The sequence below is a fragment of the Paenarthrobacter nicotinovorans genome (assembly GCF_021919345.1).
GTDB classification, from domain to species: Bacteria; Actinomycetota; Actinomycetes; order Actinomycetales; family Micrococcaceae; genus Arthrobacter; species Arthrobacter nicotinovorans.
In genome coordinates, this window is record NZ_CP089293.1 from 1240993 (window position 1) to 1265564 (window position 24572).

Below are 24572 nucleotides of genomic sequence, written 5' to 3' on the forward strand. Positions count from 1 at the left end.
GCTACTCGAAGGAAACCGTGCAGGGCATCAACGACTTCATCCTCGCCGCGGCGGAACAGCCGTGGGTGTTGTTCCTGGTGCTCGCCTGTTGCCTCATTGACGGCTTTTTCCCACCGATCCCCAGTGAGTCCGTGGTGGTGGGCCTGAGCGCGGTCTCGGGCAGCAGCGGTTCGCCGAATATCTGGCTGCTGGGCTTGATGGCGGCACTGGGGGCTTTCGCCGGCGACAACATTGCCTACATCATCGGCCAGCGGATCGGCACGCAGCGCTGGCGCTGGATGCGGAGGCAACGGATGCAGGGCGCCTTCCGCTGGGCCGGCAAGGAACTGCGCAGGCGTGCTGCTTCGCTCATCATGGTCGCCAGGTTCATTCCCATCGGCAGGGTGGCGGTCAACCTCACCGCCGGAGCCACGCATTTCAATCACCGCCGCTTCGTTCTCCTGACCGCAGCCTCGGCAGTTCTCTGGGCCAGCTACTCAGTGGTGCTCGGATACTTCTTCGGCGTCTGGTTCGAGCACAACCATCTGCTGGGTGCCGTTATAGCGATTGTGGTGGCAGTGATCCTCGGCATCATCATTGACCGCATCATCAGCCGGGTGCGCGGATCCGTGCCCCTGGACGGCAAGAACATTCCCGGGCAGGACGTCCCGCCTCCACCCACGGTATGACACTCACGGCCTCCCAAGATCAGTCCGCCGGTTGACGCCTCCACGAAGCGTGACCGATAGCGTTAAGCGTGTGATCCCGGGGCTGGGGCGTAGCGAACGACGTCCCGGCCATGGGACACTAAGAGCGACTTCGGTCACACTGTCAAGTCATATTCATCTAGGAGCTACCGCCGCGTGGAGTTTTTGAACCAAATGCTCGAGCATGCAGCCGGGCAGCCCTGGATATATCCGGTCCTTCTGGTCTTTTTCTTCATCGACGGATTTGCCACCATCCTTCCCAGCGAAACAGCCATCGTTGGCCTCTCGGCGCTGTCCCTTCACAGCGGAGAGCCCAACCTATGGATACTGGGGGCAACCGCCCTGGTGGGAGCCATGGCGGGCGACAACATGGCCTACATGCTCGGCCGCAAGATCGGGCTCACACGGTGGAAATGGATGCGCCGCCCCAAGGTGCAGAAGATGTTCGCGTGGGCCCAGTACGAACTGGACAAGCGCGGCGCGGTGCTCATCTTCACGGCCCGCTACATCCCGTGGGGCCGCGTAGCTGTCAACTACGTCGCCGGGCAGACCGGATTCCGGCACCGGACCTTCTTCCTACTGGACGCCTTCGCCTGCATCACGTGGGTGGCCTATTCCATCGGGATCGGTCTGCTCGCCGGGCAGTGGGTCCACAACAACCCACTCCTGGGCGTTGGCATTGCGGTTGCCTTTGCCGTAGTCCTGGGTATCGTCGTCGATCACGCGCTCCGCTGGTGGCACAAGTACCTCGAGAAGAAGGATCACTCCAAGGACGCCGCCGCGAGTGCCGAGGCACCTGAGGTGGAAAAGTCCCAAAAGGCGGTTGTCGGCGTCGACCGTTCAAAGCCTGCTGGCTAAGGTCCCGCCGTCGCCCTAGTCTTAGTACGTGACTGAGCCCATACTTGACGCCGCCCCTGCCCTCGACTTCGATCTGAAGAGCCTCCCCAAAGTTTCCCTTCACGACCACCTGGATGGAGGCCTGCGCCCCGCCACCATCATCGAACTGGCCGAAGCCGTAGGCCACACGCTGCCATCCACCGATGCTGTCGCCCTCGGTGAATGGTTCCGCGAGTCCGCCGACTCCGGCTCGCTGGTCCGTTACCTCGAAACGTTCGACCACACCATCGCGGTTATGCAGACCAAGGAAGGCCTGTTCCGGGTCGCCAAGGAATTCGTTGAGGACCTGGCTGAAGACGGCGTGGTGTACGGCGAAGTCCGTTGGGCCCCGGAACAGCACCTCCAGAAGGGCCTGACCCTGGACGAAGTGGTGGAAGCCGTCCAGACCGGCCTCGAAGCGGGCGTGGATGCAGCAGAAGAGCGTGGCCAGCAGATCCAGGTCGGGCAACTAATCACCGCCATGCGCCACGCCGACCGTGGCCAGGAAATCGCTGAGCTCGCCGTCCGTCACCGGGCCAATGGAGCCGTCGGCTTCGATATCGCCGGGGCCGAGGACGGCTTCCTGCCCTCGCGCTTCAAGGATGCGTTCACCTACCTGGCGGAGAACAACTTCCCCGCCACAGTCCACGCAGGAGAGGCAGCCGGACTCGAAAGCATCCAGTCCGCACTCGTGGACGGCCGGGCACTGCGCCTTGGCCATGGCGTGCGGATCGCCGAGGACATCTCGGTTGAGTTCGAGGACAACTCGGACGACGACGGCGAAGACACCGTGGGCATGGTGACCATCGGCAGCGTGGCTGCCTGGGTCCGCGACCGCGGCATCGCCCTGGAGATCTGCCCGTCGTCCAACCTCCAGACCGGCGCCATTTCCGGTTTTGGCGAGGGCATTGAAAGCCACCCGGTGGACATGCTCTTCCAGCTCGGCTTCAACGTGACCATCAACACCGATAACCGCCTCATGAGCGGCGTCACCCTGACGGATGAGTTCGAGCTCCTGGTGGAGACGTTCGACTATGACCTCGATGACCTGCTGGAACTGACACTCAACGCAGCCGAAGCGGCCTTCCTGCCGCTGGATGAGCGCGAGGCGCTGGTCGAGTACATCAACGATGCCTACGCCAACCTCGGCTGACAATTGCTACGGGCTCACAGAGCTCATCGGGACGATCGCCGCATTACGTGAGCATTGCCCCTGGATGGGTGCCCTGACTCATGAGTCGCTGGTGGAGTACCTGATCGAGGAAGCCTATGAAGTGGTGGACTCGATCGAGGCGGGTGCTGTTGACGATGAGCTTCGCGGCGAGCTGGGCGATGTACTGCTTCAGGTAGTACTTCACGCCCGGCTCGCCGAGGAGCGCGGCAGCTTCGACTTCGAGGCCGTGGCCGCGGACATCAATGCCAAGATGATCCGGCGGAACCGGCACGTCTTCAAGCCCGACGGTTCCCTCCAGGAAAGCTCTCCGGCCAGTGTCGAGGAAATCATCCTCAAGTGGGACGCGGCCAAGCGTGCGGAGAAACCGGAGCGGGAGGACCCCTTCGAGGGCATTCCGCCCCACCTTCCGGCGTTGGCGGCGGCGCAGAAGTCCCTGGACCGGGCGGTCCGTGCAGGCTTGGACGTCGACGCGCAAGGCGCGCCGGCCGGCGTCGCCGTTCCCGTCATCCCTGCCACGGAAGAGGCGCTCGGCGAGTTGCTGCTGGCGGTCGTCGCCGGGGCCAGGGAGCAGGGACTCGACGCCGAACGCGCCCTCCGCGCCGCAGTTCGATCGTTTCAGAACAGCCAGGCCCGGCCTTCATGACGTGAAAGGTTGGAAGTCGTTCCGTAACCTGAGCCACTCTGGACTACGCTAGTAGCGACGAGGACGTTGAGAATTTCCCTCCTCATTCCTGTAATTTGCCCATAAGGAGCACATCCATGGCGCTTATCGATGCCATCCACGCACGCGAGATCCTTGATTCCCGCGGAAACCCGACCGTAGAAGTTGAGGTCCTGCTCTCTGACGGCCAGATCGGCCGCGCAGCAGTTCCCTCCGGTGCTTCCACCGGCGAGCACGAAGCTGTCGAACTCCGCGACGGAGACAAAGGCCGTTACCTCGGCAAGGGTGTCCAGAAGGCCGTAGACGCCGTCATCGACGAGATCTCCCCGGCACTCATTGGCTTCGACGCCACTGACCAGCGCAGCATCGACCAGGCCATGATCGACCTCGACGGCACGCCCAACAAGGGCAAGCTGGGCGCCAACGCCATCCTTGGTGTTTCCCTGGCCGTGGCCAACGCTGCAGCAGCTTCGGCTGACCTGCCGCTGTACAAGTACCTCGGCGGCCCGAACGCCCACGTGCTTCCGGTTCCCCTGATGAACATCCTCAACGGTGGCTCGCACGCCGACTCGGACGTCGACATCCAGGAATTCATGATCGCCCCGATCGGCGCCGAAACCTTCTCCGAAGGCCTCCGCTGGGGCGTTGAGGTCTACCACAACCTCAAGGCTGTCCTCCAGGAAAAGGGCCTCTCCACCGGCCTCGGCGACGAAGGCGGCTTCGCCCCCAACCTGCCGTCCAACCGCGCCGCACTGGACCTGATCCAGGAAGCCATCAAGAACGCCGGCTACACCCCGGGTACGGACATCGCACTGGCTCTGGACGTTGCCTCCTCCGAGTTCTTCAAGAACGGCGCCTACCAGTTCGAAGGCAAAGCACTCTCCGCCACCGAGATGAGCGCCTACTACGCCGAACTCGTTGCCGACTACCCGCTGGTCTCCATCGAGGACCCGCTGGACGAGAACGACTGGGAAGGCTGGAAGACCCTTACCGACACCATCGGTGACAAGGTCCAGCTGGTGGGCGACGACCTCTTCGTCACCAACCCGGTCCGCCTGCAGCAGGGCATCGACGCCGCCACGGCCAACTCCTTGCTGGTCAAGGTCAACCAGATCGGTTCCCTGACCGAGACGCTGGACGCCGTTTCCCTGGCCCAGCGCTCCGGCTACACCACCATCACCTCGCACCGCTCCGGCGAAACCGAGGACACCACGATCGCCGATATCGCCGTTGCCACCAACGCCGGCCAGATCAAGACCGGTGCCCCGGCCCGCTCCGAGCGTGTCGCAAAGTACAACCAGCTGCTGCGCATCGAAGAAGAACTCGACGACGCCGCACGCTACGCCGGCCGCAGCGCTTTCCCGCGTTTCAAGGGCTAGCCTTCAGCGAAATCAGTTGACCGGTGGCTATGGTGGAAAGACCATGGCCACCGGTTCTGTTTAAAGCTGGCCAGATTCGACAAGCAAGTTTCGACAAGCAAGTGCAGCAACCCCGCCAGGCAAGCACCGGGCATTACAGGAGTGTCATGGCCACCCGTCGTCCAAAAGTACCCAGGGCCGACGCCCTTGGCCGTCCTTCAGGCACAGCCCGCCCCGCAGGCGCAACACGCCCTCCCGGGACGTCCGCTGGCGGCCATGCCACCCCGCAGGCCTCCGAGGACGCCGACGTCATTTCCCTGGGTGCCTCACGCGCTGCTGATAAGCCGCGCACCTCTGACAAACCGACGGCGCCACGCACCACAGCGCCCGGCACCCCCGCGCCAGGCACCGGCAAGGCCGGAACAGGTTCCGGCAAAGCAGGCGGCAGCAAGACGGGCTCCGGCGGCAAAGGTGCGTCAGCAAAGGCGGGCGACACCGCAGGCAAGACGGACAAGGACTCCGACAATCTCGATCCCGTGCCCGCAAAAGCCTTCTCAGGCAGGATGCTGGCGCTGGCCGTGGTGATGATTGCCATCACCATCCTGTTGGCGCCCACCGTGAAGATCTTCCTGGAGAAGCGTGCTGAAATCTCAGCCCTGGAGGCCGAAATTGCCAGCCGCAAGGCGGAGCAAACTGAGCTGAACAAGCAGATCTCACGGTGGCAGGATCCCAACTATGTGAAACAGCAGGCCCGCGACCGCATTAACATGGTTATGCCGGGTGAAACAGGTTACTGGGTGTTTGGCGGGGAAGATGCCGCCGGCACGCCGGGTGGCCGCACCGGCTCCGGATCAACTGCAAACCCGGAGAATCTGCCCTGGGTGGATGCTCTCTGGGAGTCCATCAGACGATCGGCAACAGACTAGACGCGGCGCCCACCGCCGTCGTGTCCGCATGGGACACGGCAACAAGGGCAGGAAGGTTGGCAGCGCAAGTGGAAGAGAACACGGCAGCCGTGCCGCAGGAATCCCGCCAGCCATCAGCACACGACCTCGAGGTCCTCAGCCGCCAGCTCGGCAGGCCGGTCCGGGACGTCGTGGAGATCCCGGCACGCTGTGTGTGCGGCAACCCGCTGGTGGCGGCGACCGCGCCGCGGCTCAGCAACGGGACCCCGTTTCCCACCACGTTCTACCTGACCCACCCGGTCATCACCTCCGCTGTTTCGCGGCTTGAAGCAGGTGGGCTCATGAACGAAATGAACCAGCGCCTGACCGGTGAGCAGGACCTTGCTGACGCCTACCGGGGCGCCCATGAGGCGTATCTGCAGGCTCGAAACGACATCGCCGGCCGCTCCGGCACCGGTGCCGTCCCCGAGATCGACGGAATCTCCGCCGGGGGCATGCCGACCCGCGTGAAATGCCTGCACGTCCTGGTGGGCCACTCCCTGGCCGCTGGTCCGGGCGTCAACCCGCTCGGCGACGAGGCCATCGAAGCCATCTCCGAGTGGTGGACCAAGGACCGTTGTTACTGCGACGGAGCATGGGACACCGCGGGGGAGGCGCCCTCCCGGGACTTGAGCCGACACGGACCCCAGGGTCTTCCGGAGATCGTGGGACGCCCGGCGCCGGTGCGCAAGGCCCAGTCCGCAACCCCTGCAGAAGAGGGAAACGCATGAGCCGTGTGGCCGCCATCGACTGCGGAACCAACTCCATCCGGCTCCTCATCGCCGACGCTTCGGCGAGCGGCGCACCGGGGCCGCTGACCGACGTCGTGCGTGAGATGCGCGTGGTGCGGCTGGGCCAGGGCGTGGATGCCACCGGCGAGCTTGCTCCGGAGGCCCTTGAGCGTACCTTCGCAGCCGCCCGCGATTACGCGCGCCTGATCGAGGACCATGGCGCCCGGCGGGTCCGTTTCGCAGCAACTTCGGCTACCCGCGATGCCCGTAACAGGCAGGTTTTCGTGGACGGGATCCGGGACTTGCTGGGAGTTGAGCCCGAGGTCATCTCCGGTGACGAGGAAGCTGCCTTGTCCTTCGCCGGCGCAAGCAGCGTCCTGCCCGTCACGGGGGAGGACGCCATCCTGGTGGTGGACCTCGGCGGCGGGAGCACGGAGTTTGTCCTGGGCGACTCTGGCGGCGTGATCGCCGCCCGATCCGTGGACATCGGCTGCGTGCGGCTCACCGAACGCCACCTTCGCAACGATCCGCCCACTGCCGCTCAAATCGCTGCCGCAGAGGCCGACGTCGATGCCGCGATCGACCTCGCGGCCCGGACGGTCCCGTTTGACCGCGCCACAGCCGTGGTTGGAGTGGCGGGCTCCATCACCACCATCACCGCGCACGCGTTGGGCCTGAGCGAATACCAGCCCGAGCGGATCCACGGCGCATCCCTGGACCTTGTGACCATCAGCGACGCCTGCACCAGCCTGCTGGAAATGACCCGGGCCGAACGCGCAGCGCTTCCCTACATGCATCCCGGACGCGTGGATGTCATCGGGGCCGGAGCCTTGGTGTGGCGCCGGATCCTGGCCCGGCTGGCTGAGGCCGGCAACGGGAGGATCCGTGGAGCCGTTTCGAGCGAGCACGACATCCTGGACGGCATTGCCCTGAGCATCCGGGACGCTGAATGACGGTGCTGCGCCGCCGTACCCTCTCCGCCGCCCTTGCCTCCGTGCTGGCCGGCGGTGCGCTGCTGGGTGCCGTCGTGACGGCTCCGGCCGCGGTGGCGGACGCCTGGCGTGACAAGGAGTTCTGGATCAAGGATTCCGGGGTTGCCAACGCCTGGCAGGTCTCCAAGGGGGCAGGGGTCAAAGTGGCGATCATCGACAGCGGCGTCGATGGAAACCACCCCGACCTCAAGGGTGCCGTGGTGGGCGGTACGGATGTCTCCGGAGCCGGTACCCCCGACGGGCAAAAGAGCATCGGTGCCAAGACCGAGCACGGAACGCTGGTGGCTACCATGCTGGCAGGGCGAGGGCATGCGACGCCCACGCCGCCACCGTCGGCGTCGGCTTCGGCCTCCGCGACACCCTCGTCCCCGCCTGTCCCCACGACTCCTCCTGCCGGGGGACCGGACGGGATCACCGGCGTGGCACCGGAAGCCCAGATCCTGTCGGTGTCCACCTGGCTTGGTTCGCCCAACCCCGGCGGGAAGACCGATCAGGAGCAAATTCCCGACGCCGTTCGCTGGGCCGTGGACAACGGCGCGAAGGTCATCAACATTTCCCTCGGCAGTACGTCACCGGACTGGCCGCAGAGCTGGGACGCGGCTTTCCTCTATGCGGAGCAGAAGGATGTCGTCATTGTCGCTGCCGCAGGGAACCGCGTGGGCGGAAACGTCCAGGTAGGGGCCCCGGCCACCATCCCGGGCGTCCTTACCGTTGCCGGGCTCGACGGCGAAGGCCGCGCCAGCGTGGACTCGTCGTCACAGGGCATCAGCATCGGGGTGGCCGCACCGGCGGAGAACCTTGTGGGAGGCATTCCCGGCGGCGGCTACGCCGAATGGGCCGGAACCTCGGGCGCCGCTCCCATCGTTTCCGGCGTGGCGGCCCTCATCCGCTCCAAATGGCCGGAGATGAGTGCCAGCCAGGTCATCAACCGGATTGTCAGTACGGCCAAGGATGCCGGAGCGCCTGGGAAGGATCCGCTGTACGGCTATGGCGTCCTCGACGCCGAGGCTGCGCTCAAGGCCGATGTTCCCACCACCAGCAGCAATCCGCTGGGTTCCATCGCGGACTGGATCCGGGTGCATCGCCGCGGGGTGCTCAGTGAGCCTTCACAAGCACCGGTAGCCAGCCCGACCAGTGCTGTGCCCACCCTGGCCGACCCCACCGTTCCTGTCGCCAAGTCTCCGGCGACCGTCGACGATGCCTTGCCCGCCGCCGTCGTACTGGGCTTTGGCGCGCTTTTCATCGCCTTGGTGGCCGGCGCCGCCATCCAGCTGCGGCGGGTGTCGAAGAATCCACCCGCCGTGCCTGAAGAGGTTGAAACGGGCACCTTGGAGACGGTGGATCCGCCCGGTAAAACGTAGTTAGTGAAGATTTTCACAAAGTGTTGTACTCTGGATCCATGGCAACCACCCCAGAGCTCATTGACCGTCCCCGGGTTCTCGTCGTCGGCGGCGGCTACGTCGGCCTGTACGTAGCACTCAAACTGCAGAAGAAGATCGCGAATGCCGGTGGCATCGTCACCGTCGTGGATCCGCTGCCCTACATGACTTACCAGCCGTTCCTCCCCGAGGTGGCAGGTGGCAACATCGAGGCACGCCACGCCGTCGTCTCCCACCGTCAGCACCTGAAGCAGACTGAGCTCATCCAGGGCCGCGTCACCAGCATCGACCACGCCAACCGCACTGCGGTCGTGGCTCCTTCCGATGGCGGCGAGCCTTTCGAGATCCCGTACTTCGACGTCGTGATCGCAGCCGGCGCCATCACCCGCACCTTCCCCATCAAGGGCCTCGCGGACAAGGGCATCGGCCTGAAGACCATCGAAGAAGCCGTTGCACTGCGCAACAAGGTCCTGGAGCGCATTGAAGCCGCTTCCACCATGACCGACCCCGCAGAGCGCGCCAAGGCACTGACCTTCGTAGTGGTCGGTGGCGGCTTCGCAGGCATCGAGTGCCTCACCGAAATGGAAGACCTCGCCCGCGCAGCAGTCCGCAACAACCCGCGCGTCCGCCAGGAAGAAGTCCGCTTCATCCTGGTTGAAGCCATGGGCCGCATCATGCCCGAGGTCACCGCCTCGCAGGCCGAGTGGGTCGTGGAGCACCTCCGCAGCCGTGGCATCGAAGTTCTGCTCAACACCTCCCTGGACAGCGCCGAGGGCAACCTCAAGCTCATCAACCTGCCGGACAAGACCTCTGCCGGTGAAGTCGAAGCAGACACGCTCGTTTGGGCTGCCGGTGTGCAGGCCAACCCGATGATCCGGTCCACCGACTTCCCGCTGGAACCGCGCGGCCGCGTCCGCGTCCTCCCGGACCTGCGCATCGCAGGCGACGAAGGCATCGTGGAGAACGCCTGGGCGGCCGGCGACATCGCCGCTGTTCCGGACCTCACGGGCAAGGGCCTGCCGGACGGCACCTGCGTCCCCAACGCCCAGCACGCACTCCGCCAGGCCAAGAAGCTTGCCAAGAACCTGTGGGCTTCCCGCTGGGACAAGCCGCTCCACGACTACAAGCACAAGAACCTTGGTGCTGTTGCCGGCTTCGGCGAGTGGAAGGGCGTTGCCAACATCAACCTGCTGGGCCGCATCGGCCTCAAGGGCGGCCTCGCCTGGCTTGCACACCGTGGCTACCACGGCATGGCCATGCCGACGGTTGAGCGCAAGTTCCGTGTGATCTTTGGCTGGATCCTGTCCTTCTTCGCAGGCCGCGACACCACCCAGCTGATCGACCTCGACAACCCGCGCGGTGCGTTCGTGGCCGCAGCAACGCCGGCTCCCAAGCCTGCCGCAGCTCCGGCGCCCGCTCCTGCGCCCGGGAAGCCTGTCGAGGACAAGACCCCGGTGACTGCTGACGCCAAGTAGTACAAGCACCAAGTAGTACAAGCACGACGGCGGCCGCCCCCCCTGCGGGGAGTGGCCGCCGTCGTCGTTTAATCCGTCTTCTAGACTGAAGCCATGCCCGGTGAAACAGATCTGACCACCCTGCTGGAATCCCTGCACCCCGTATTCCGCGACGGCGACTATGTGTACGCGCTCTGGCCGCACGGTCGGCCGTTGGAAGGCGCCATCGAGGCCGCTGTCCGGGAGGCTGAGGGCCTGACGGTGGTGCTGCACCGCGCTGAGGCGGACAGGCTCGGCCTCAGCTACGACTTTGTGGCCTCGTGGATTACGCTGCAGGTCCACTCCGCGCTGGAAGCCGTGGGGCTGACAGCTGCAGTCAGCGCAGCGCTCACGCACGCGGGCATCAGCTGCAACGTCCTTGCCGGGTTCCACCACGACCACCTGCTGGTGCCGGTGGCGGACGCGCCGCGGGCGATGGGTGTGTTGCGGCTGCTGGCGCAGGGTCTGGTCCTGCGCACTGAGCGGCCGGCAGACCGCCCGGAGATCCTGGAACTGACCGCGCGCGCTTTCGCCATTTCGCCGGTGACGGGCGAGCCGGTGGAGGGCGTTCCGATTGAAGCAGGGCTGCTCCGGGAACTCTTTGACTGCAGCGGGTACCTTCCGGAACTCAGTGTGGTGGCTGAGGCGGGCGGCGAAATAGTGGGCCATGCGATCTCAACCCGGGGGTGGGTGGGAGACCTGGAGCTCCTTGGGCTGGGGCCGATCGGCGTGCTTCCGCAGTTCCAGGGCCGTGGTGTCGGTTCTGCCCTCATGCGCGAGACGGTGGCCCGTGCCACCGCCATGGGGGAACCGGGGATCGCGCTGCTGGGCAGCCCGGGCTACTACCAGCGGTTCGGCTTCGTGCCGGCAAGGTCCCTGGGCGTGGCACCACCGGAAACGGGGTGGGGAGATCACTTCCAGCTGCTGGCACTGCCGGACTGGCCCGACGGCGTTCACGGCACCTTCCGGTACGCCGAACCCTTCAACCGGCTGTAGCTGGGATACCATGGTCCGGGCGCCCCAGTAGCCCAATTGGCAGAGGCAGCGGACTTAAAATCCGCGTGTTGTGGGTTCGAGTCCCACCTGGGGCACACAGGGCAAGTGGGTGCCCGCTCCGCAACATTGTTGCAAATAGGCTGGTCAGAGGGCTTTTCCGTGGGTGCACGAAGGTGATGCTGGAGCGTTTGAGTGGTGGTGCGGACTGGTGCGCACGATTGCGCCGTGCAACCCCGGAGTTGCGGATGCAACCCTTAGCGCAACCGGTGCAGGGTCGTCGTGTGAGCCACGCTGTAATAGCGGGTCCCGCCAACCTTCACCTGCACGTCTCGCCTGACGAAAGGTTTGCCTTCACTGCAGTGATGCACACTCGCTCGCCGCAGTAGACGCGATCGCTGCCGGCCAGCACGACCGCGGTTGCTCGCGACCAGCGGGCACGGCGTCGCGTCGCGTCAATGACATGCTCGGCAAAACTATGCATGAGATCCCGCAAATCGGGCTCGGCGGACGCCATAATCGCCACATGGCTTCCAAAACCAAGCATCTATTGGCCGGAGCGATGGGGATCGCCTCGTGGAAGGCACGGGCGACCTTGCGCGAGTACGAAGATGCGTCGAACTTAACAGGCGCGGTACTCAAAATGAAAAATTCCGTGGTGGCATCGGGAAAACCGGCTGCCTGGTCCTTGAACGAGGTCGGTGTCACGGACACCGTGATGACCGCTCTCTGGCGCCATGCTGGAGAAAATGCGGTATATGCCGTGACGTCCGCGGCGGAGAAGGCCGTTTTTGGTGGCGATCTTGCAATCGTCGACAGAGCGAAGACGATCCGCGTCTATCAGGCCAAGCTCGTCAAGGAAATTGATCTCGCCGCCAACGAGTACGTCCTAAAATCTGCGCTCACTCAGAAACATTTAGGCCACCTCAACACGGCCTCGTTCGTCTGGGATGGCGACACCTATGAGAAACACGGTTACCTTGCCCTGTACCAGCGAGAGCTTCAAGTTATTCGCGGCAATTGGATGCCTTGCCGGTCCGACTGGTGGGAGCAGACAGCGATGTCGGTGAATGCTCCGCGGCTCGGCGGGGTCTACTACTGGGACATGATGGAAGGAAAACAAAACAGCCCCGCGCGTTCCGCGTCTGCCCGAGGCATTATGGCCGTTCCTGCGCCGGCCCAAGGTGTCAGCAAGCTGCCAGTCAGCAGGCTGCCAGTCGACAGCAGCTGGCCCTGGGAGTACAACGTGGCAAACGTCTGGTCCGGGCCGACAGGCCCGGACCCCAAGCCGGACCATGCGGACAGCTTTGAGATCCCGAAACCTTTAGACGAGTCCGGTAGCCAACTCTCCAGCCAAGAGCGCGAGGCCTTCGTCTCCGCGCTCTTCGAAGACATCCATGGAGACACGCCAGGGACTCTGACAGTAGTTTTCCTGTAACCCTGCCGACCCTGGTGACCACGATCGACGAGACATTCGGGCGACGCGAGCGCCGCACCCTGGTGGGATCAGAGGGTGGACACCCAATCGCGCTTCGCGTACGTCATCCTGTCCCTCCGTGGGGAGCAACGTGCATGTAGCTGTCGGCACGTATACGAGACGGACGGACCACCCAGCCCGAGAGGACGGCCTTCGATGGATAGCGTGCCAACAGACACGGATAGCCAAGCAAGTCGCGCCAGGCGATCCCGGTCGCACCGCTGGTCGAGCGAACTCACAGTGGGTATCCGCCTCAGCGGCCGCGCGGGCGGGTTGTCCTGCCCGCGGTCGATACCGCCCGACGGGCTGAACCCTGGCTGACTCCAAAGTGCAGTCCGATCTCTATCAGCGTCATCCCGCTCTCGTAGAGATTCCGGGCCTCGGGCACATGCTCATCTGCCAGCCCTCTTGTCCGCTGCGGCACCGTCCGGCGAACGAGATGCGCCGTGGCAGTCCGATGGTGTACGCCGAATCTCTCGCCTAGTTCCGGCAGAGTCATGCCTTGCACATACAGAGCCACCAGTTCATCGATCTGGCCAGCACTCAGAAAGGTGTGCACCATCCCGACCGCTCGCACCAACCGGCCTCGCGTATCCGTGATCGCTGGCTCCGACGGCCTCCGACTATTCTGGTAAACGCCCCGAGACAGGCGGGAGGCCACGGTCTTCAGGGCCGGGTCAGGGTTCTCGAACTGTCTACGGAGGTGCACATCTGCCTTTTGTCATGCAGTTTTATTCGCCTCCCAGCAGGACCGGCGCGCGAGGGCCGCGCTCACGTTGTGAGCGGGAAGAACACTGTGGCCCGCAATCCTCCCTCGGGGCGCACCTTCAGGTCGAGGTCTGCGTCGAGGCGCACTGCTATGGCGGAAACAATGGACAAGCCAAGGCCGCGACCTGTCGACCCTGAGCCGGTTGAGCGGGTACGACCTTCGGCACGGGTGAACGGTTCGGTCAGCTTCGCGAGTGTCTGCTCGTCGACCACCGGGCCACTGTTGAGAATCTCCAAACGGGGAACCGTGTCGGCCGTGCTCGCCGCGACGCTCACCTGCACAAATCCACCCGGCTCATTGTGACGAATTGCGTTCTGCAGAAGGTTCGAGATGAGCTGCACGAGGAGCGCCTGGTTCGCATAGATGACAACCGGGTCGAGATGCAGCTCGATTGCAACACCGCGGGACCGGGCCTCGTCTGCACAGCTGGCGAGTGCCTCGTGTGTGGCGGTTGACAGTTCGGTCGGCGTCAGCGGTGCACTCGTGGCCTCGATCTCGGCCAGATCCAAAAGTGCCTCAACGATGGTGATGCTGCGCTCGTTAGTGAGCCGGAGACGGCCCAGCAGGCTCAGTTCCGCGGGATCGGTTACCCGCGCGACGGCTGCGTCGAGCATCGCCCGGTTGGTGGCAAGGGGCGTGCGGAGCTCGTGGGAGGCATTCGCGGCGAAGCGACTGGTCATTGTCAGTGAGTGTTGCAGCCGGTCAAGCATATGGTCGAAAGCCGCGGCAAGGTCCGAGATCTCATCGCGGGGCCCCAGCAAATTGACACGCTGGTCAAGTGTCCCGGTGGCTGCCCGCAGGGCGGCTGCGTTGATGGCCAGCAGCGGAGAGACCATTCGCCCGGCTATCCACCAACCTGTTGCGATCCCCGCGGCAATGAGGATAAGCAGGACCACAGCCGAGGTCGCAAGCAGTACATTGAAGAGGGCTTCGGTTGAGGAAATGAGAAAGGGAGCGGCCGCACCACTGGTGACGCTGTTGCCACCATCGAGTGGTATCGACGGGCCAACCTGCAGCGTTTTGCCGTCGAACACAGCGAAGTCGTAGTTCGGCACATAACGCATGAACAGGTAGATCATCGTCAGCATGAGGGTGCCGGTGGCAATGGATAGTCCGGCGTAGGTGAGTGCGAAGCGCGTTCGAATGGTCAGCCGACGGCGGCGGGACCGGGAAGCGGGTCGGACGGGCATATCAGCGGCCAGGGTCAGTGATGGAATAACCGACACCAATCACAGTGGTGATGGGATCCGGAGACCCGAGTTTCCGCCGGAGGTTGCTCACTGTTACTTTGACGGTTCCGGTGAATGGGTTGCTGTTTTCATCCCAAGCCTTCTCCAGAATCGTTTCTGCGCTGATGATTCCCCCGCCTGCGCGGAGCAATAGTTCCAGGACAGCGAACTCTTTGCGGGTAAGATTCACAGCCCGGCCATTTCGAGTCACATCACGGCGGAACGGGTCCAGCGAGATCCCGCCGGAACGGAGGACGGGTGGGTGGGACACAAACTGCCTTCGGTGGACCGCACGGAGTCTGGCTATCAGTTCGGTGAACTCAAACGGCTTGGTGAGGTAGTCATCTGCACCGAGCCCGAGTCCGCCAACCCTGTCATCCAGATGCCCGGACGCCGTCAGCATGATGACAGCCGGTCCCTCCGGGTTCGAGGACAGCAATTGACATAGCTCGTCTCCGTGGATGCCTGGAATATCGCGGTCCAAGAGAACAACGTCGTACTGTGTGTGCGTCGTCGCCTCCAGGGCAGCGTCACCATCAAAGGCGATATCCCCGGCAATAGCGTCGACTTCAAGACGGTCGCGGATGGCCTCGGCCAGGAAAGCTTCATCTTCCACGATCAGAACCCGCATGCGCGAACCCTCCTCTCTTCCCGGAAACAGTTAAGCAGAGCCGGGGTTACTTCCTGGTAAAGCCGCTGACGAGGGATGATCCAACGCCGGGTCCGGCCCCGGTCTCCCGGGGCCCTCGTTTGAGGCAACGCTGGTGACGTCTTGAAGGCAAATTCGACTATGCCAGGCCCGAAAGCCGATCACTTTACGCTAACAAAACCTTCTCCTTGATGTGCTTCATCCAGACGGTGACACAAGGTCTCCGTCAAAGCAGAAGTATCGAGGACCCGGATTGTTGAGAACCCGAACCCATTCAAAACCGTTTTTTGCATGTTCACTGCTGGGCACGGCCGCTGTGGCGCTGATATTGTCGCTGGCTGCGTGCTCCCCTGAACCGGATGCGGACCCTGGCACGGCGCCGAGTGCTGGAAACGGGCAAGCACTGATGGCGGATTGGCAGACGAAACTCAACGACTGCCTCGCAGCAGAGGGGGTGGATCCCAACCGGAAGAGACAGCCGAATGGTGGTTCCCAGGCCGCCTACACAAAGTGCTACGCAGAGGTCGGCCCGCCCCCGCAGGTCGACGGTCCGCCGCGACCGTCCAGGGAGGAAAGCCTGAAGATGGACCTTGCTTTTGCAAAGTGCATGCGCGAAGCCGGATACGACTACCCGGACCCGGACCCCGACGCGGACGACACCTCGGCCGGACAAGCCGTCAGCCCGGGGGACTTTGACCGCACAATCCTCACCGACTGCATGTCCAAGGCTTATGGCGAGAACTTCCTTAATGGTTTCGGAGGAAGCAAGTGACCTCGACAACGACTGAACCCGCAGGCCCGGCGCCGGTACATTCCCGAAGGTTGCGGCGCATCAGGGCTTTCACCGGCGCAGGGCTGGCGGTCGCTGCGACACTGGCCCTTGTTGGGGTCCTCATGGAACCGACGCCGGAGTCGAAGGCGACGACGGTCACGCTTGAGTCGGTCGCGGTGACCCGGGGAGACCTCACCGAACAGGTTCGGGCTTCCGGCACCCTGGCTTACGCCGGGATGAGGTCAATAGGCACCCCTCTTCCCGGCGTCCTAACAGCGCTACCGGACTTGGCGTCCGTAATTGGCGCAGGGCGGGAGCTGTTTCGAGTCGATGACCAGCCTGTTGTTCTCATGCACGGCGCCTTACCGGTGTGGCGCGGGTTCGCATCCGGGATGGAGGATGGAACGGATGTACTCCAGTTGGAGCAAAATCTGGCGGCTCTGGGGTATTTTACTGGTCAGCCCGACCGCGAATTCAGCTGGCAAACAGCCGATGCGATCAAAGCCTGGCAAATGTCAATCGGCTTGGAAGTCACTGGTACCATCCCCGTAGGCCGTATTGTCTTTGCGGGCGGCGATGTGCGGGTATCGGCCATCAATGCATCGGTCGGCGACCCTTCGGGCCCTGCACTGCTCACTGTGTCCGCGCTCGGCAAAGAAGTAGTCGCAGCCCTGGACCCGTCGCTTCAGTCTGTGGCCGTGGCAGGGGCAGAGGTCACCATTGCCCTGCCGAACGGTTCCAAGTCGACAGGAACGATCTCCAAAGTCGGACTTCCGAAAGAAATGGAGGATAAGTCCCTCAAGATCCAGGCCACTGTTACCCTGAACGACCCTTCCGCGGCGAACGACTTCGACAACGTCACCGTGACCGTGGGCCTTACCCAGGTCAGGAGCCGGAACGTGCTGATTGTTCCGGTACTCGCGTTGCTCGCCCAAAGCGGCGGTGGATATGCCGTCGATGTTCTTGAGGAGCCGGGAAAGACCCGTTCCGTTCCAGTGACGTTGGGCGCCTTCGCCAGCGGCAATGTTGAAGTGACCGACGGAGAGCTCACCGAAGGCGACAACGTGGTGGTCGGACGATGACGACTGACATCGTCGCCCTTCAGGGGGTAACGCGCGTCTACGGTTCTCCGCCCACCCAGGCGCTCAAAGGGGTCGACCTGCGCATTACCCAGGGGGAGTACCTTGCAATCGTTGGCCCCAGTGGGTCAGGAAAATCCACCCTGCTCAATCTGATCGGCACGCTTGATCGCGCGTCCTCAGGCACGACGTCCATTGCGGGCAGGGACGTGGAAGGGATGACCGACGCACAGCTCTCAGCGTTGCGCGCCTACACCATCGGATTTGTGTTTCAGCAGTTCCACCTCTTTGACGGGGTGAGTGCGGTCGACAACGTCGCTATGGGCTTGCTTTACACGGGTGCTCCCGCCCGTCAACGTCGGGCCAGGGCCGCGATCGCACTCGAACGTGTGGGACTTAGCCGGCGAATGCGTCATCAGCCCAAGCAAATGTCCGGAGGAGAACGCCAGCGGGTGGCCATCGCCCGCGCCATCGTCGGGGAACCGCCGTTGCTCCTTGCGGACGAACCTACTGGCAGCCTCGACACCAAGTCCGGTCGCACCGTGATGGAAATCCTTGACGAACTCAACAATACGGGCACTACGGTGGCGATAATCACCCATGACGAATCGCTTGCCGCGAAAGTACCGCGACGGGTGGCTATTCGCGACGGCGAAATCATCCACGATACGAAGAACGGAACCGCATGAGTGCGCCGCTTACCTCCCGTCTACGACTCAGTGATGTCCTGGTATTGGGCGTTCATGGCCTTAAGGCCCACCCTATGCGCATCGTTCTCTCCTCGCTGGGCATCGCAATTGGCATCGCTGCGATGGTAGCTGTTATCGGCATCTCCTCATCAAGCCAAGCCTTGGTTCAACGCGAACTGGCTTCTTTGGGCACGAACCTTTTGACAGTGACAAGCGGCGAGGACGCCTTTGGCAAAGAGACCTCACTTCCAAGTAACTCGGTAGCGGCCGTCCGCCGTATCGAGGGCGTCGACTCTGCGAGTTCGACGTCGACGATAAAGAACGTCCCCCTTCTGCGCAATGCAGAGGTACCGAAGAGCCACTCCGGCGGATTCACGGTAGTTGCCGCGGACGTCAACCTACTCGAAGCTACGAGTGCTACCTTGCTGAGCGGTACGTGGTTGAATTCAGCGACCATCGAGCTTCCGGCCGTAGTTTTGGGGTTCGATACCGCACAACGTCTGGGCCTCAACGCGCCGGGGGCGTTGGTTGATGTTGGCGGCAACACCTTTTCCGTCGTCGGAATCCTGAATCGTTCACCGCTGGCTCCTGAACTGGACATGTCAGCGCTGATCGGCGAGCCTGTTGCCGCATCGATGTTCGGCTATGACGGCGCCCCTACCACCATCTACCAACGTTCCGCCGATTCCGAAGTCAATCGCATTCGTCAATTGGTCCCCGCCACCATCAACCCTGAAGCACCAAATGAAGTGCTGGTCAGCCGACCGTCGGATGCGCTCGCGGCGAAGAACACCGTCGATCTAGCTTTCACGGGGCTGCTCGTAGGCGTCGGTTCAATCGCACTGTTGGTCGGGGGCATCGGGGTGGCTAACACTATGGTCATCTCCGTACTGGAACGACGCCGTGAGATCGGCCTTCGACGCGCCCTTGGTGCAACCCGCCGGCACATCAAAGCACAATTCCTCGTTGAAGCCATGCTGCTCGCCGCCTACGGCGGGATTGCGGGCGTCACTCTCGGGTGGTTCATTACCGCGATCGTTTCCCGCAGCAACGGATGGCTCACCGACATACCTGGTGAAGTGCTCGTGGCTGGAGTTGGCGCCACGGTGGCCATAGGCGCCGTGGCAGGTGTTGTCCCCGCAGTTCGGGCCGCGAGAACACCGCCTACTGCCGCGTTGAACAGTTGACGGGCACCGGTACGGCCGTCGACGGCTCCCCCTGCCACAGGAAGCAGGGGGAGCACATTCCCTCTTCAGTGAAAATTCCCAGTGACCTCGTAGATTCCCCACAGGCAACGAGTGTTATAGGGATGTGACCTGAATCACTTATGTTCGCCGATCAATTGCACTAGTTTGAGTCTTAATCAGGAACACCTGAGTAATCGCATCAAAGGCAGTTCGCACCTTTCGATCGAGGAGACAACGAATGTTTGATCTTTCCCCAGCGGCGCCCCGAGCCGCCAAGCTAACAGCGCTTGGCATTGGGGTCGCCCTTTTGGCCACAGCTTGTGGCGGGTCTTCGACGCCGACACAGACTGGGTCTTCCTCCGCTTCCGCGGCGGCAGGCATCTCCTGCCCGGCACCGAGCGGCGGAGCGGGAGCCGGCAACAGCCAGGCTGCCACCAACACGGGACCTGTACCCCCCTCGACCACTACAACGTCCACACCGCTCAAGATTGGTTCGCTCCTGCCGACAACGGGGTCGCTGGCGTTCCTCGGCCCACCCGAAATCGCTGGTGTGAACCTTGGTATCAAGGAAGTCAATGATGCCGGCGGCGTCCTTGGCGCTCCGGTTTCCGTAGTTCACCGTGACTCCGGCGACACCAAGACCGACATCGCGACGCAGTCCACCACGGCACTTCTGGGCCAGGGGGTCAGCGCGGTCATCGGTGCGGCGTCTTCGGGTGTTTCCAAGACTGTCATCAACCAGATCACGGGTGCCGGCGTCATCCAGTTCTCGCCCGCGAACACCTCGCCCGACTTCACCACCTGGGATGACAAGGGTCTGTACTGGCGTACTGCACCGTCAGACGTCCTGCAGGGCAAGGTCCTTGGTAACTACATGGCTACCTGTGGCGCCCAGACCGTTGGCATGATCGTTCTCAACGACGCTTACGGCACCGGCCTTCAGAAGAACGTCAAGGAGGCCTTCGAGGCGGCCGGCGGCAAGGTTGTAGCTGAGGAACTCTTCAACGAAGGCGACTCGCAGTTCAGCAGCCAGGTTGACAAGGTCCTGGCCGCAAAGCCGGATGCCATTGCCCTGATTACCTTTGACCAGGCCAAGAGCATTGTCCCCCTGATCACCGGCAAGGGCATCAAGCCCACGCAGCTGTTCATGGTCGACGGCAACACCTCGGACTACAGCAAGGACTTCCAGGCAGGCACCTTGAAGGGTGCACAGGGAACGATTCCCGGTACGTTCGCCAAGGACGACTTCAAGAAGAAGCTCCTGGCCATCGATCCCGCGCTGAAGGACTACAGCTACGCAGGTGAATCCTACGACGCCGTGAACCTGATCGCGCTGGCTTCCGAAGCCGCAAAGAGCACCAAGGGCACGGATATCGCAGCCAAGCTGAAGGAAGTCTCCGAAGGTGGCGAGAAGTGCACCAGCTACCCCGCCTGCGTCACTCTGCTCCGCGAGGGCAAGGACATCGACTATGACGGCCAGTCGGGTCCGGTGACGTTCTCCGACGCCGGTGACCCCACCGAGGCGTACATCGGTATCTACGAGTACCAGGACGACAACACCTACAAGCCGGTCCGTGAGGAGTTCGGCAAGCTCTAAGCCGAACACCGACAGACCACGGTCTGCAACAGGTCCCCTTCCACACCAGGAAGGGGGCCTGTTCTGCGTCAACCGGGATTTGCTGCGTCAACCGGGATAGGGTTCGAAACCGTCAAGCACTCTTTCCACCATCCGGACGCCCTGTTGTTCAAAGTCCCGGTCTCCCACGTGGTGTGCCCAGACCACTGTTCCGACCGCCTGGTTGAGGTTCTCCAGCCGCCACGACTGCCATTCCTCTTCTGTGTCCACAAGCCTGCCCAAACCCTCATGGAAGGGCGCTGACAGCCCGGGTTGCTCCAGGAACTGCTGATGGCCGAGACGAACCAGGTCATGGACCCAAGGCCGCAGCTCGGCCCGCCCGAAGTCGATGACGCGTATGGTCCCGGCATCGTGGAGCCAGTTCCGGGGCTGATAGTCGCCATGGGTGGTCACCACCTCGACGGGAAGATGTTCGACGGCGGCAATCGCCGAAGCCAGGGCGCGCAGCACGGGCCGCGCCAACAGCCCGTGCGCCTTGTCCAGCATCGAGCTGGTTCTGATGCTGAGTGACCTCAGATAGCTGCCCGACGTTCCTGCCGGCTGATGCAAAAGGCGCAGGAGTTCCCCGGCCTGCCGATAGGTCTGCGCATCGTCCTCTGCCGGCGTACCTGCCACCACCGCCCCCGGAAGGTAGCGCGTGACCAGGAGACCGGCGCCAGGGGCGGCGTGGAGCATGACAGGGACGATGCCATCAAGCCCGGGTAATCCACGGGAATAGGCTGCAATCTCGCGGCGGATATGGTGGCTGGTCTCACTCGCGTTGATGATGACCTGGTCTCCGTAGGCGGTTTCCAACTGCAGCACGGTGGTGTCCTGGAGTGGCCAGGAATGATCCCGCACCACCCGGTAGTGGCCCAGCCAGGACTCCAGCAAGGCGCGCTGTTCTTCAGTGAGGCCTTCAGTCATCCGTCCAGCATGCCAGCAACAACAAAGCGGGGTCACTTCCGGCCCGTTGGGAGACCCAACATGGGCAGGAAGTGACCCCGCTTTGCTTTTCGCTAGACCTCGTCAGCCAAGGTTCCCAAGTAGAGCTGGATGACTTTGGGGTCCTTCATGAGCTCCCGGCCGGTGCCTGTGTAGGCGTCCTTGCCCTGGTCCAGGACGTAGCCGCGGTCGCAGATCTGGAGACAGCGGCGGGCGTTCTGCTCCACCATGATCACGGACACTCCGGCCCGGTTGATTTCGTGGACCCGAAGGAAGGTCTCGTCCTGTTTGACGGGGGAGAGGCCAGCGGATGGCTCGTCCAGGAGCAGCACTGCGGGATCCATCATCAGTGCCCGGCCCATGGCCACCATCTGGCGTTCACCTCCGGAAAGTGACCCTGCACGCTGGGCGCGCCGCTTGGCCAGCTCCGGGAAGAGGCTGGTGACGAAGTCAAAGCGTTCGGCGAACACCTTGGGCCGCTGGAACATACCCATCTGGAGGTTTTCCTCGATGGTCAGCGTGGCAAAAACGTTGTTGGTCTGCGGTACGAAACCAACGCCCTGGGTGACCAGCTTGTTGGCCTTCAACCCGGTGAGGTCCTGTCCTCGCACCACAACGGTGCCCGAGTGGACCTTGACCAAACCGAACATGGCTTTCAGCAGCGTGGACTTGCCGGCGCCGTTGGGGCCAATGATGCCGATGAGTTCACCTTTGCGGGCTTCGATGCTGCAGCCGTTCAGGATGTTGACGCCCGGGATGTAACCTGCAACGAGGTTGGTGACCTTCACCACTGAATCGCCTGTGGGGGCCGGAGCCGGAGCCGGCATGGCGCTGGTGCTGCTCATTTCCCCTCCTCATTCCTGGGTTCAACATGATTGGGTTCAACGTGTTTCGGTTCAGCGTGTTTCGATTCAACGATCCTGGGTTCGACGATGTCCGACAGAATGCCGGCGTCTTCCGTGCCGACCACCGACTCGTCGTCGGCCTCCAGCTCGGCCTCGAGTTCCTTGATGCCTTCAGCGTCGCCGAGATCGACGTCGTGGTGGGCGCCAAGGTAGGCATCGATGACGGCAGGGTTCTTCATCACTTCGCCAGGAGGTCCCTCGGCCACTACCTTGCCTTCGGCCATGACCACCACCCAGTCAGCGATGTGGCGGACCATGTTCATGTCGTGCTCGACGAAGAGGACGGTCATGCCCTCGGCCTTAAGGTTCTTGATGTGGTCCAGCAGCGACTGCGTCAGTGCCGGGTTCACGCCTGCCATCGGCTCATCGAGCATGACCAGTTTGGGCTTGACCATCAAGGAGCGGGCCATCTCCAGGAGCTTGCGCTGGCCGCCGGAAAGCGACGCAGCATAATCGTTTTTCTTGGCATCCAGCTTGAACTTCTCCAGCAGGATGTTGGCCTGGGCGGTGATCTCCTTTTCACGGCCGCCCCACATGCCCTTGAACAGAGCCCTGGAGAGCCGCTCGCCCGGTTGGTCTGCTGCCCCCAGACGCATGTTTTCCATAACCGTCAGCTTGCCCATGACCTTGGTGAGCTGGAAGGTCCGGACCATGCCCATGCGTGCCACTTTGTAGGAGGAAACACCGGCAAGGCTGTTGCCTTCGAACTGCCACTTCCCGGAGTTGGGAGTGTCAAAGCCCGTCAGCAGGTTGAACAGGGTGGTTTTGCCCGCACCGTTGGGTCCGATCAATGCGGTGATCTTGTGGCGGGGAATTTCGAGGTACTCGACATCCACAGCATTGATGCCGCCAAAGGAGCGGGTCACGTCCTCTGCCACCACGATCGGATCGCGTTTCTTGCAACCGGGTGTGTTTTCCCCAACTGCGATCGGGCGCGAATCTGTCATGTAATCAATATTTTCGCTGTTGCCGATATTGCTGTCGTTGGTCTCACTCATGCGAAAGCAAGCTCCTTCTTATTGCCGAACACGCCTTGTGGGCGGAAGATCATCAGGAGCATCAGCGCCACGCCCACAAGGATGTAGCGCAGCTGGCCCGCCTGGACCGTTGTCAGCCAGGTGACCGCCCCTGATTCGATGAGGCCATAGAGCAGGCTCTGGGTCAGGGAGAGGACAACCCAGAAGATCATTGCTCCGATAACGGGCCCCAGTACGGTGGCCATGCCGCCGAGCAGGAGGCATGTCCAGAGGAAGAACGTCAGTTCTGTTCCGTAGTTGGACGGCTGGACAGCACCGCGGGGGAGCGTGAAGATCATGCCAGCCAGGGCGCCAAGGACACCACCGATGACGAGTGCCTGCATCTTGTAGGCGTAAACGTTCTTGCCCAGGGACCTGACAGCGTTCTCATCCTCACGAATGCCCTTCAGGACGCGGCCCCACGGGCTGCGCATCAGCAGCCACACCAGGACACAGCAGACGATAACCAGGCCCCAGCCCACGACGCGGATGAAGAAATCGCGGTTGTTCATACCCATGTAGGACCCTTCGGGGAAGGGATTCATGGCGTAGAACGTGTTCTCGAAGGCAGCCAGGCCGTTGGCGGAACCGGTGACTTTGGTGAGCTGGTTGGTGGTGACCACGTAGCGGACAATTTCCGCGGCTGCGATGGTGACGATTGCCAGGTAGTCGGCTCGAAGCCGCAGCGTTGGGATACCCAGAATGAAGGCGAAGATGACCGAACAAATGACCGAAACGAGCAGGGCTACAAAGAACGGGGCATCGAAGGTGAGAGTGGAGATGGCGAAACCGTAGGCGCCGACAGCCATGAAGCCTGCCTGGCCGAAGTTCAGGAGGCCCGAGTAGCCGAAGTGCACGGCAAGGCCCAAAGCGGCAAGCGCGTAGGCCGCCGTCGTCGGGCTGAACAATTCACCAAGGGCGCTGGAGAAAATAAATCCGAAATCCATGGCCCG

Annotated in this window: 23 protein-coding genes and 1 tRNA gene; 18 read left to right on the plus strand and 6 right to left on the minus strand. The window is 63.1% G+C overall.

Annotation, left to right across the window (positions count from 1 at the left end):
* The first annotated feature begins 17 nt into the window (after positions 1–17).
* The 13 genes from JMY29_RS05950 to JMY29_RS06010 all read left to right on the plus strand — a co-directional run bounded on the left by JMY29_RS05950 (position 18) and on the right by JMY29_RS06010 (position 12725).
* Entirely contained in the window at positions 18–668 is a 651-nt protein-coding gene (locus tag JMY29_RS05950) for a DedA family protein (RefSeq protein WP_018777266.1), read from the plus strand.
* 192 nt (positions 669–860) lie between these two features.
* Positions 861–1544, plus strand: a complete 684-nt coding sequence (locus JMY29_RS05955) for a DedA family protein (protein ID WP_055975192.1) — start codon at positions 861–863, stop codon at positions 1542–1544.
* Positions 1545–1572: 28 nt separating this feature from the next.
* The gene (locus JMY29_RS05960) at positions 1573–2715 is read left to right on the plus strand and encodes an adenosine deaminase (protein ID WP_018777268.1); all 1143 of its coding nucleotides are present in this window, start codon (positions 1573–1575) and stop codon (positions 2713–2715) included.
* A gap of 64 nt (positions 2716–2779) precedes the next feature.
* Positions 2780–3379 carry a MazG nucleotide pyrophosphohydrolase domain-containing protein gene (locus tag JMY29_RS05965; RefSeq protein WP_229778608.1) on the plus strand — a complete coding sequence of 200 codons (600 nt, stop codon included), beginning with the start codon at positions 2780–2782 and terminating at the stop codon, positions 3377–3379.
* Positions 3380–3495: 116 nt separating this feature from the next.
* Positions 3496–4776 (plus strand): phosphopyruvate hydratase, encoded by a 1281-nt coding sequence (gene eno / locus JMY29_RS05970; RefSeq protein ID WP_189075909.1) that lies wholly within the window; start codon positions 3496–3498, stop codon positions 4774–4776.
* Positions 4777–4922: 146 nt separating this feature from the next.
* On the plus strand, positions 4923–5681 hold the full coding sequence (locus JMY29_RS05975; protein ID WP_018777271.1) for an FtsB family cell division protein: 759 nt from the start codon (positions 4923–4925) through the stop codon (positions 5679–5681).
* 68 nt (positions 5682–5749) lie between these two features.
* Positions 5750–6430 (plus strand): DUF501 domain-containing protein, encoded by a 681-nt coding sequence (locus tag JMY29_RS05980; protein ID WP_189075908.1) that lies wholly within the window; start codon positions 5750–5752, stop codon positions 6428–6430.
* Positions 6427–7383 carry a Ppx/GppA phosphatase family protein gene (locus JMY29_RS05985; RefSeq protein WP_018777273.1) on the plus strand — a complete coding sequence of 319 codons (957 nt, stop codon included), beginning with the start codon at positions 6427–6429 and terminating at the stop codon, positions 7381–7383. The genes JMY29_RS05980 and JMY29_RS05985 overlap by 4 nt, the downstream gene beginning before the upstream one ends.
* Entirely contained in the window at positions 7380–8783 is a 1404-nt protein-coding gene (locus tag JMY29_RS05990) for a S8 family serine peptidase (protein WP_064721923.1), read from the plus strand. The genes JMY29_RS05985 and JMY29_RS05990 overlap by 4 nt, the downstream gene beginning before the upstream one ends.
* Positions 8784–8821: 38 nt before the next feature.
* On the plus strand, positions 8822–10276 hold the full coding sequence (locus JMY29_RS05995) for an NAD(P)/FAD-dependent oxidoreductase (RefSeq protein WP_018777275.1): 1455 nt from the start codon (positions 8822–8824) through the stop codon (positions 10274–10276).
* Positions 10277–10369: 93 nt separating this feature from the next.
* Positions 10370–11290 (plus strand): N-acetyltransferase, encoded by a 921-nt coding sequence (locus JMY29_RS06000; protein ID WP_055974693.1) that lies wholly within the window; start codon positions 10370–10372, stop codon positions 11288–11290.
* A gap of 21 nt (positions 11291–11311) precedes the next feature.
* Positions 11312–11385, plus strand: a tRNA-Leu gene (locus JMY29_RS06005).
* Positions 11386–11813: 428 nt separating this feature from the next.
* On the plus strand, positions 11814–12725 hold the full coding sequence (locus JMY29_RS06010; RefSeq protein ID WP_189075907.1) for a hypothetical protein: 912 nt from the start codon (positions 11814–11816) through the stop codon (positions 12723–12725).
* 810 nt (positions 12726–13535) lie between these two features.
* Here JMY29_RS06010 and JMY29_RS06015 read toward each other — a convergent pair.
* Complete coding sequence (locus JMY29_RS06015) at positions 13536–14723, minus strand: sensor histidine kinase (RefSeq protein WP_189075905.1); 1188 nt, start codon at positions 14721–14723, stop codon at positions 13536–13538.
* A gap of 1 nt (position 14724) precedes the next feature.
* The gene (locus tag JMY29_RS06020) at positions 14725–15393 is read right to left on the minus strand and encodes a response regulator transcription factor (protein ID WP_110504372.1); all 669 of its coding nucleotides are present in this window, start codon (positions 15391–15393) and stop codon (positions 14725–14727) included.
* A 424-nt stretch (positions 15394–15817) separates the two neighbouring features.
* On the opposite strand from JMY29_RS06020, the gene JMY29_RS06025 reads away from it, so the two are divergent.
* The 5 genes from JMY29_RS06025 (at position 15818) to JMY29_RS06045 (ending at position 20735) form a co-directional block, all read left to right on the plus strand.
* The gene (locus tag JMY29_RS06025) at positions 15818–16183 is read left to right on the plus strand and encodes a hypothetical protein (RefSeq protein ID WP_110504374.1); all 366 of its coding nucleotides are present in this window, start codon (positions 15818–15820) and stop codon (positions 16181–16183) included.
* Positions 16180–17265, plus strand: a complete 1086-nt coding sequence (locus JMY29_RS06030) for a peptidoglycan-binding protein (RefSeq protein WP_189075903.1) — start codon at positions 16180–16182, stop codon at positions 17263–17265. The genes JMY29_RS06025 and JMY29_RS06030 overlap by 4 nt, the downstream gene beginning before the upstream one ends.
* Entirely contained in the window at positions 17262–17951 is a 690-nt protein-coding gene (locus JMY29_RS06035; protein ID WP_189075902.1) for an ABC transporter ATP-binding protein, read from the plus strand. The genes JMY29_RS06030 and JMY29_RS06035 overlap by 4 nt, the downstream gene beginning before the upstream one ends.
* Positions 17952–18025: 74 nt before the next feature.
* The gene (locus JMY29_RS06040) at positions 18026–19138 is read left to right on the plus strand and encodes an ABC transporter permease (RefSeq protein WP_227453702.1); all 1113 of its coding nucleotides are present in this window, start codon (positions 18026–18028) and stop codon (positions 19136–19138) included.
* A 238-nt stretch (positions 19139–19376) separates the two neighbouring features.
* A complete protein-coding gene (locus tag JMY29_RS06045) occupies positions 19377–20735 on the plus strand; it encodes an ABC transporter substrate-binding protein (RefSeq protein WP_018777277.1) in 1359 nt (452 codons plus the stop codon).
* Positions 20736–20822: 87 nt separating this feature from the next.
* Here JMY29_RS06045 and JMY29_RS06050 read toward each other — a convergent pair whose 3' ends face one another.
* The 4 genes from JMY29_RS06050 to JMY29_RS06065 all read right to left on the minus strand — a co-directional run bounded on the left by JMY29_RS06050 (position 20823) and on the right by JMY29_RS06065 (position 24566).
* Positions 20823–21680, minus strand: coding sequence for a phosphotransferase family protein (locus JMY29_RS06050; protein ID WP_189075900.1), 858 nt, complete (start codon positions 21678–21680; stop codon positions 20823–20825).
* A gap of 92 nt (positions 21681–21772) precedes the next feature.
* Positions 21773–22543: an ABC transporter ATP-binding protein gene (locus tag JMY29_RS06055; RefSeq protein WP_018777279.1), complete on the minus strand. Its 771-nt coding sequence runs from the start codon at positions 22541–22543 to the stop codon at positions 21773–21775.
* Positions 22540–23601, minus strand: coding sequence for an ABC transporter ATP-binding protein (locus JMY29_RS06060; protein ID WP_189075899.1), 1062 nt, complete (start codon positions 23599–23601; stop codon positions 22540–22542). Before JMY29_RS06060 ends, JMY29_RS06055 begins: the two co-directional genes overlap by 4 nt.
* Positions 23598–24566 (minus strand): branched-chain amino acid ABC transporter permease, encoded by a 969-nt coding sequence (locus JMY29_RS06065; RefSeq protein WP_018777281.1) that lies wholly within the window; start codon positions 24564–24566, stop codon positions 23598–23600. The genes JMY29_RS06060 and JMY29_RS06065 overlap by 4 nt, the downstream gene beginning before the upstream one ends.
* Between the last annotated feature and the right edge of the window lie 6 nt (positions 24567–24572).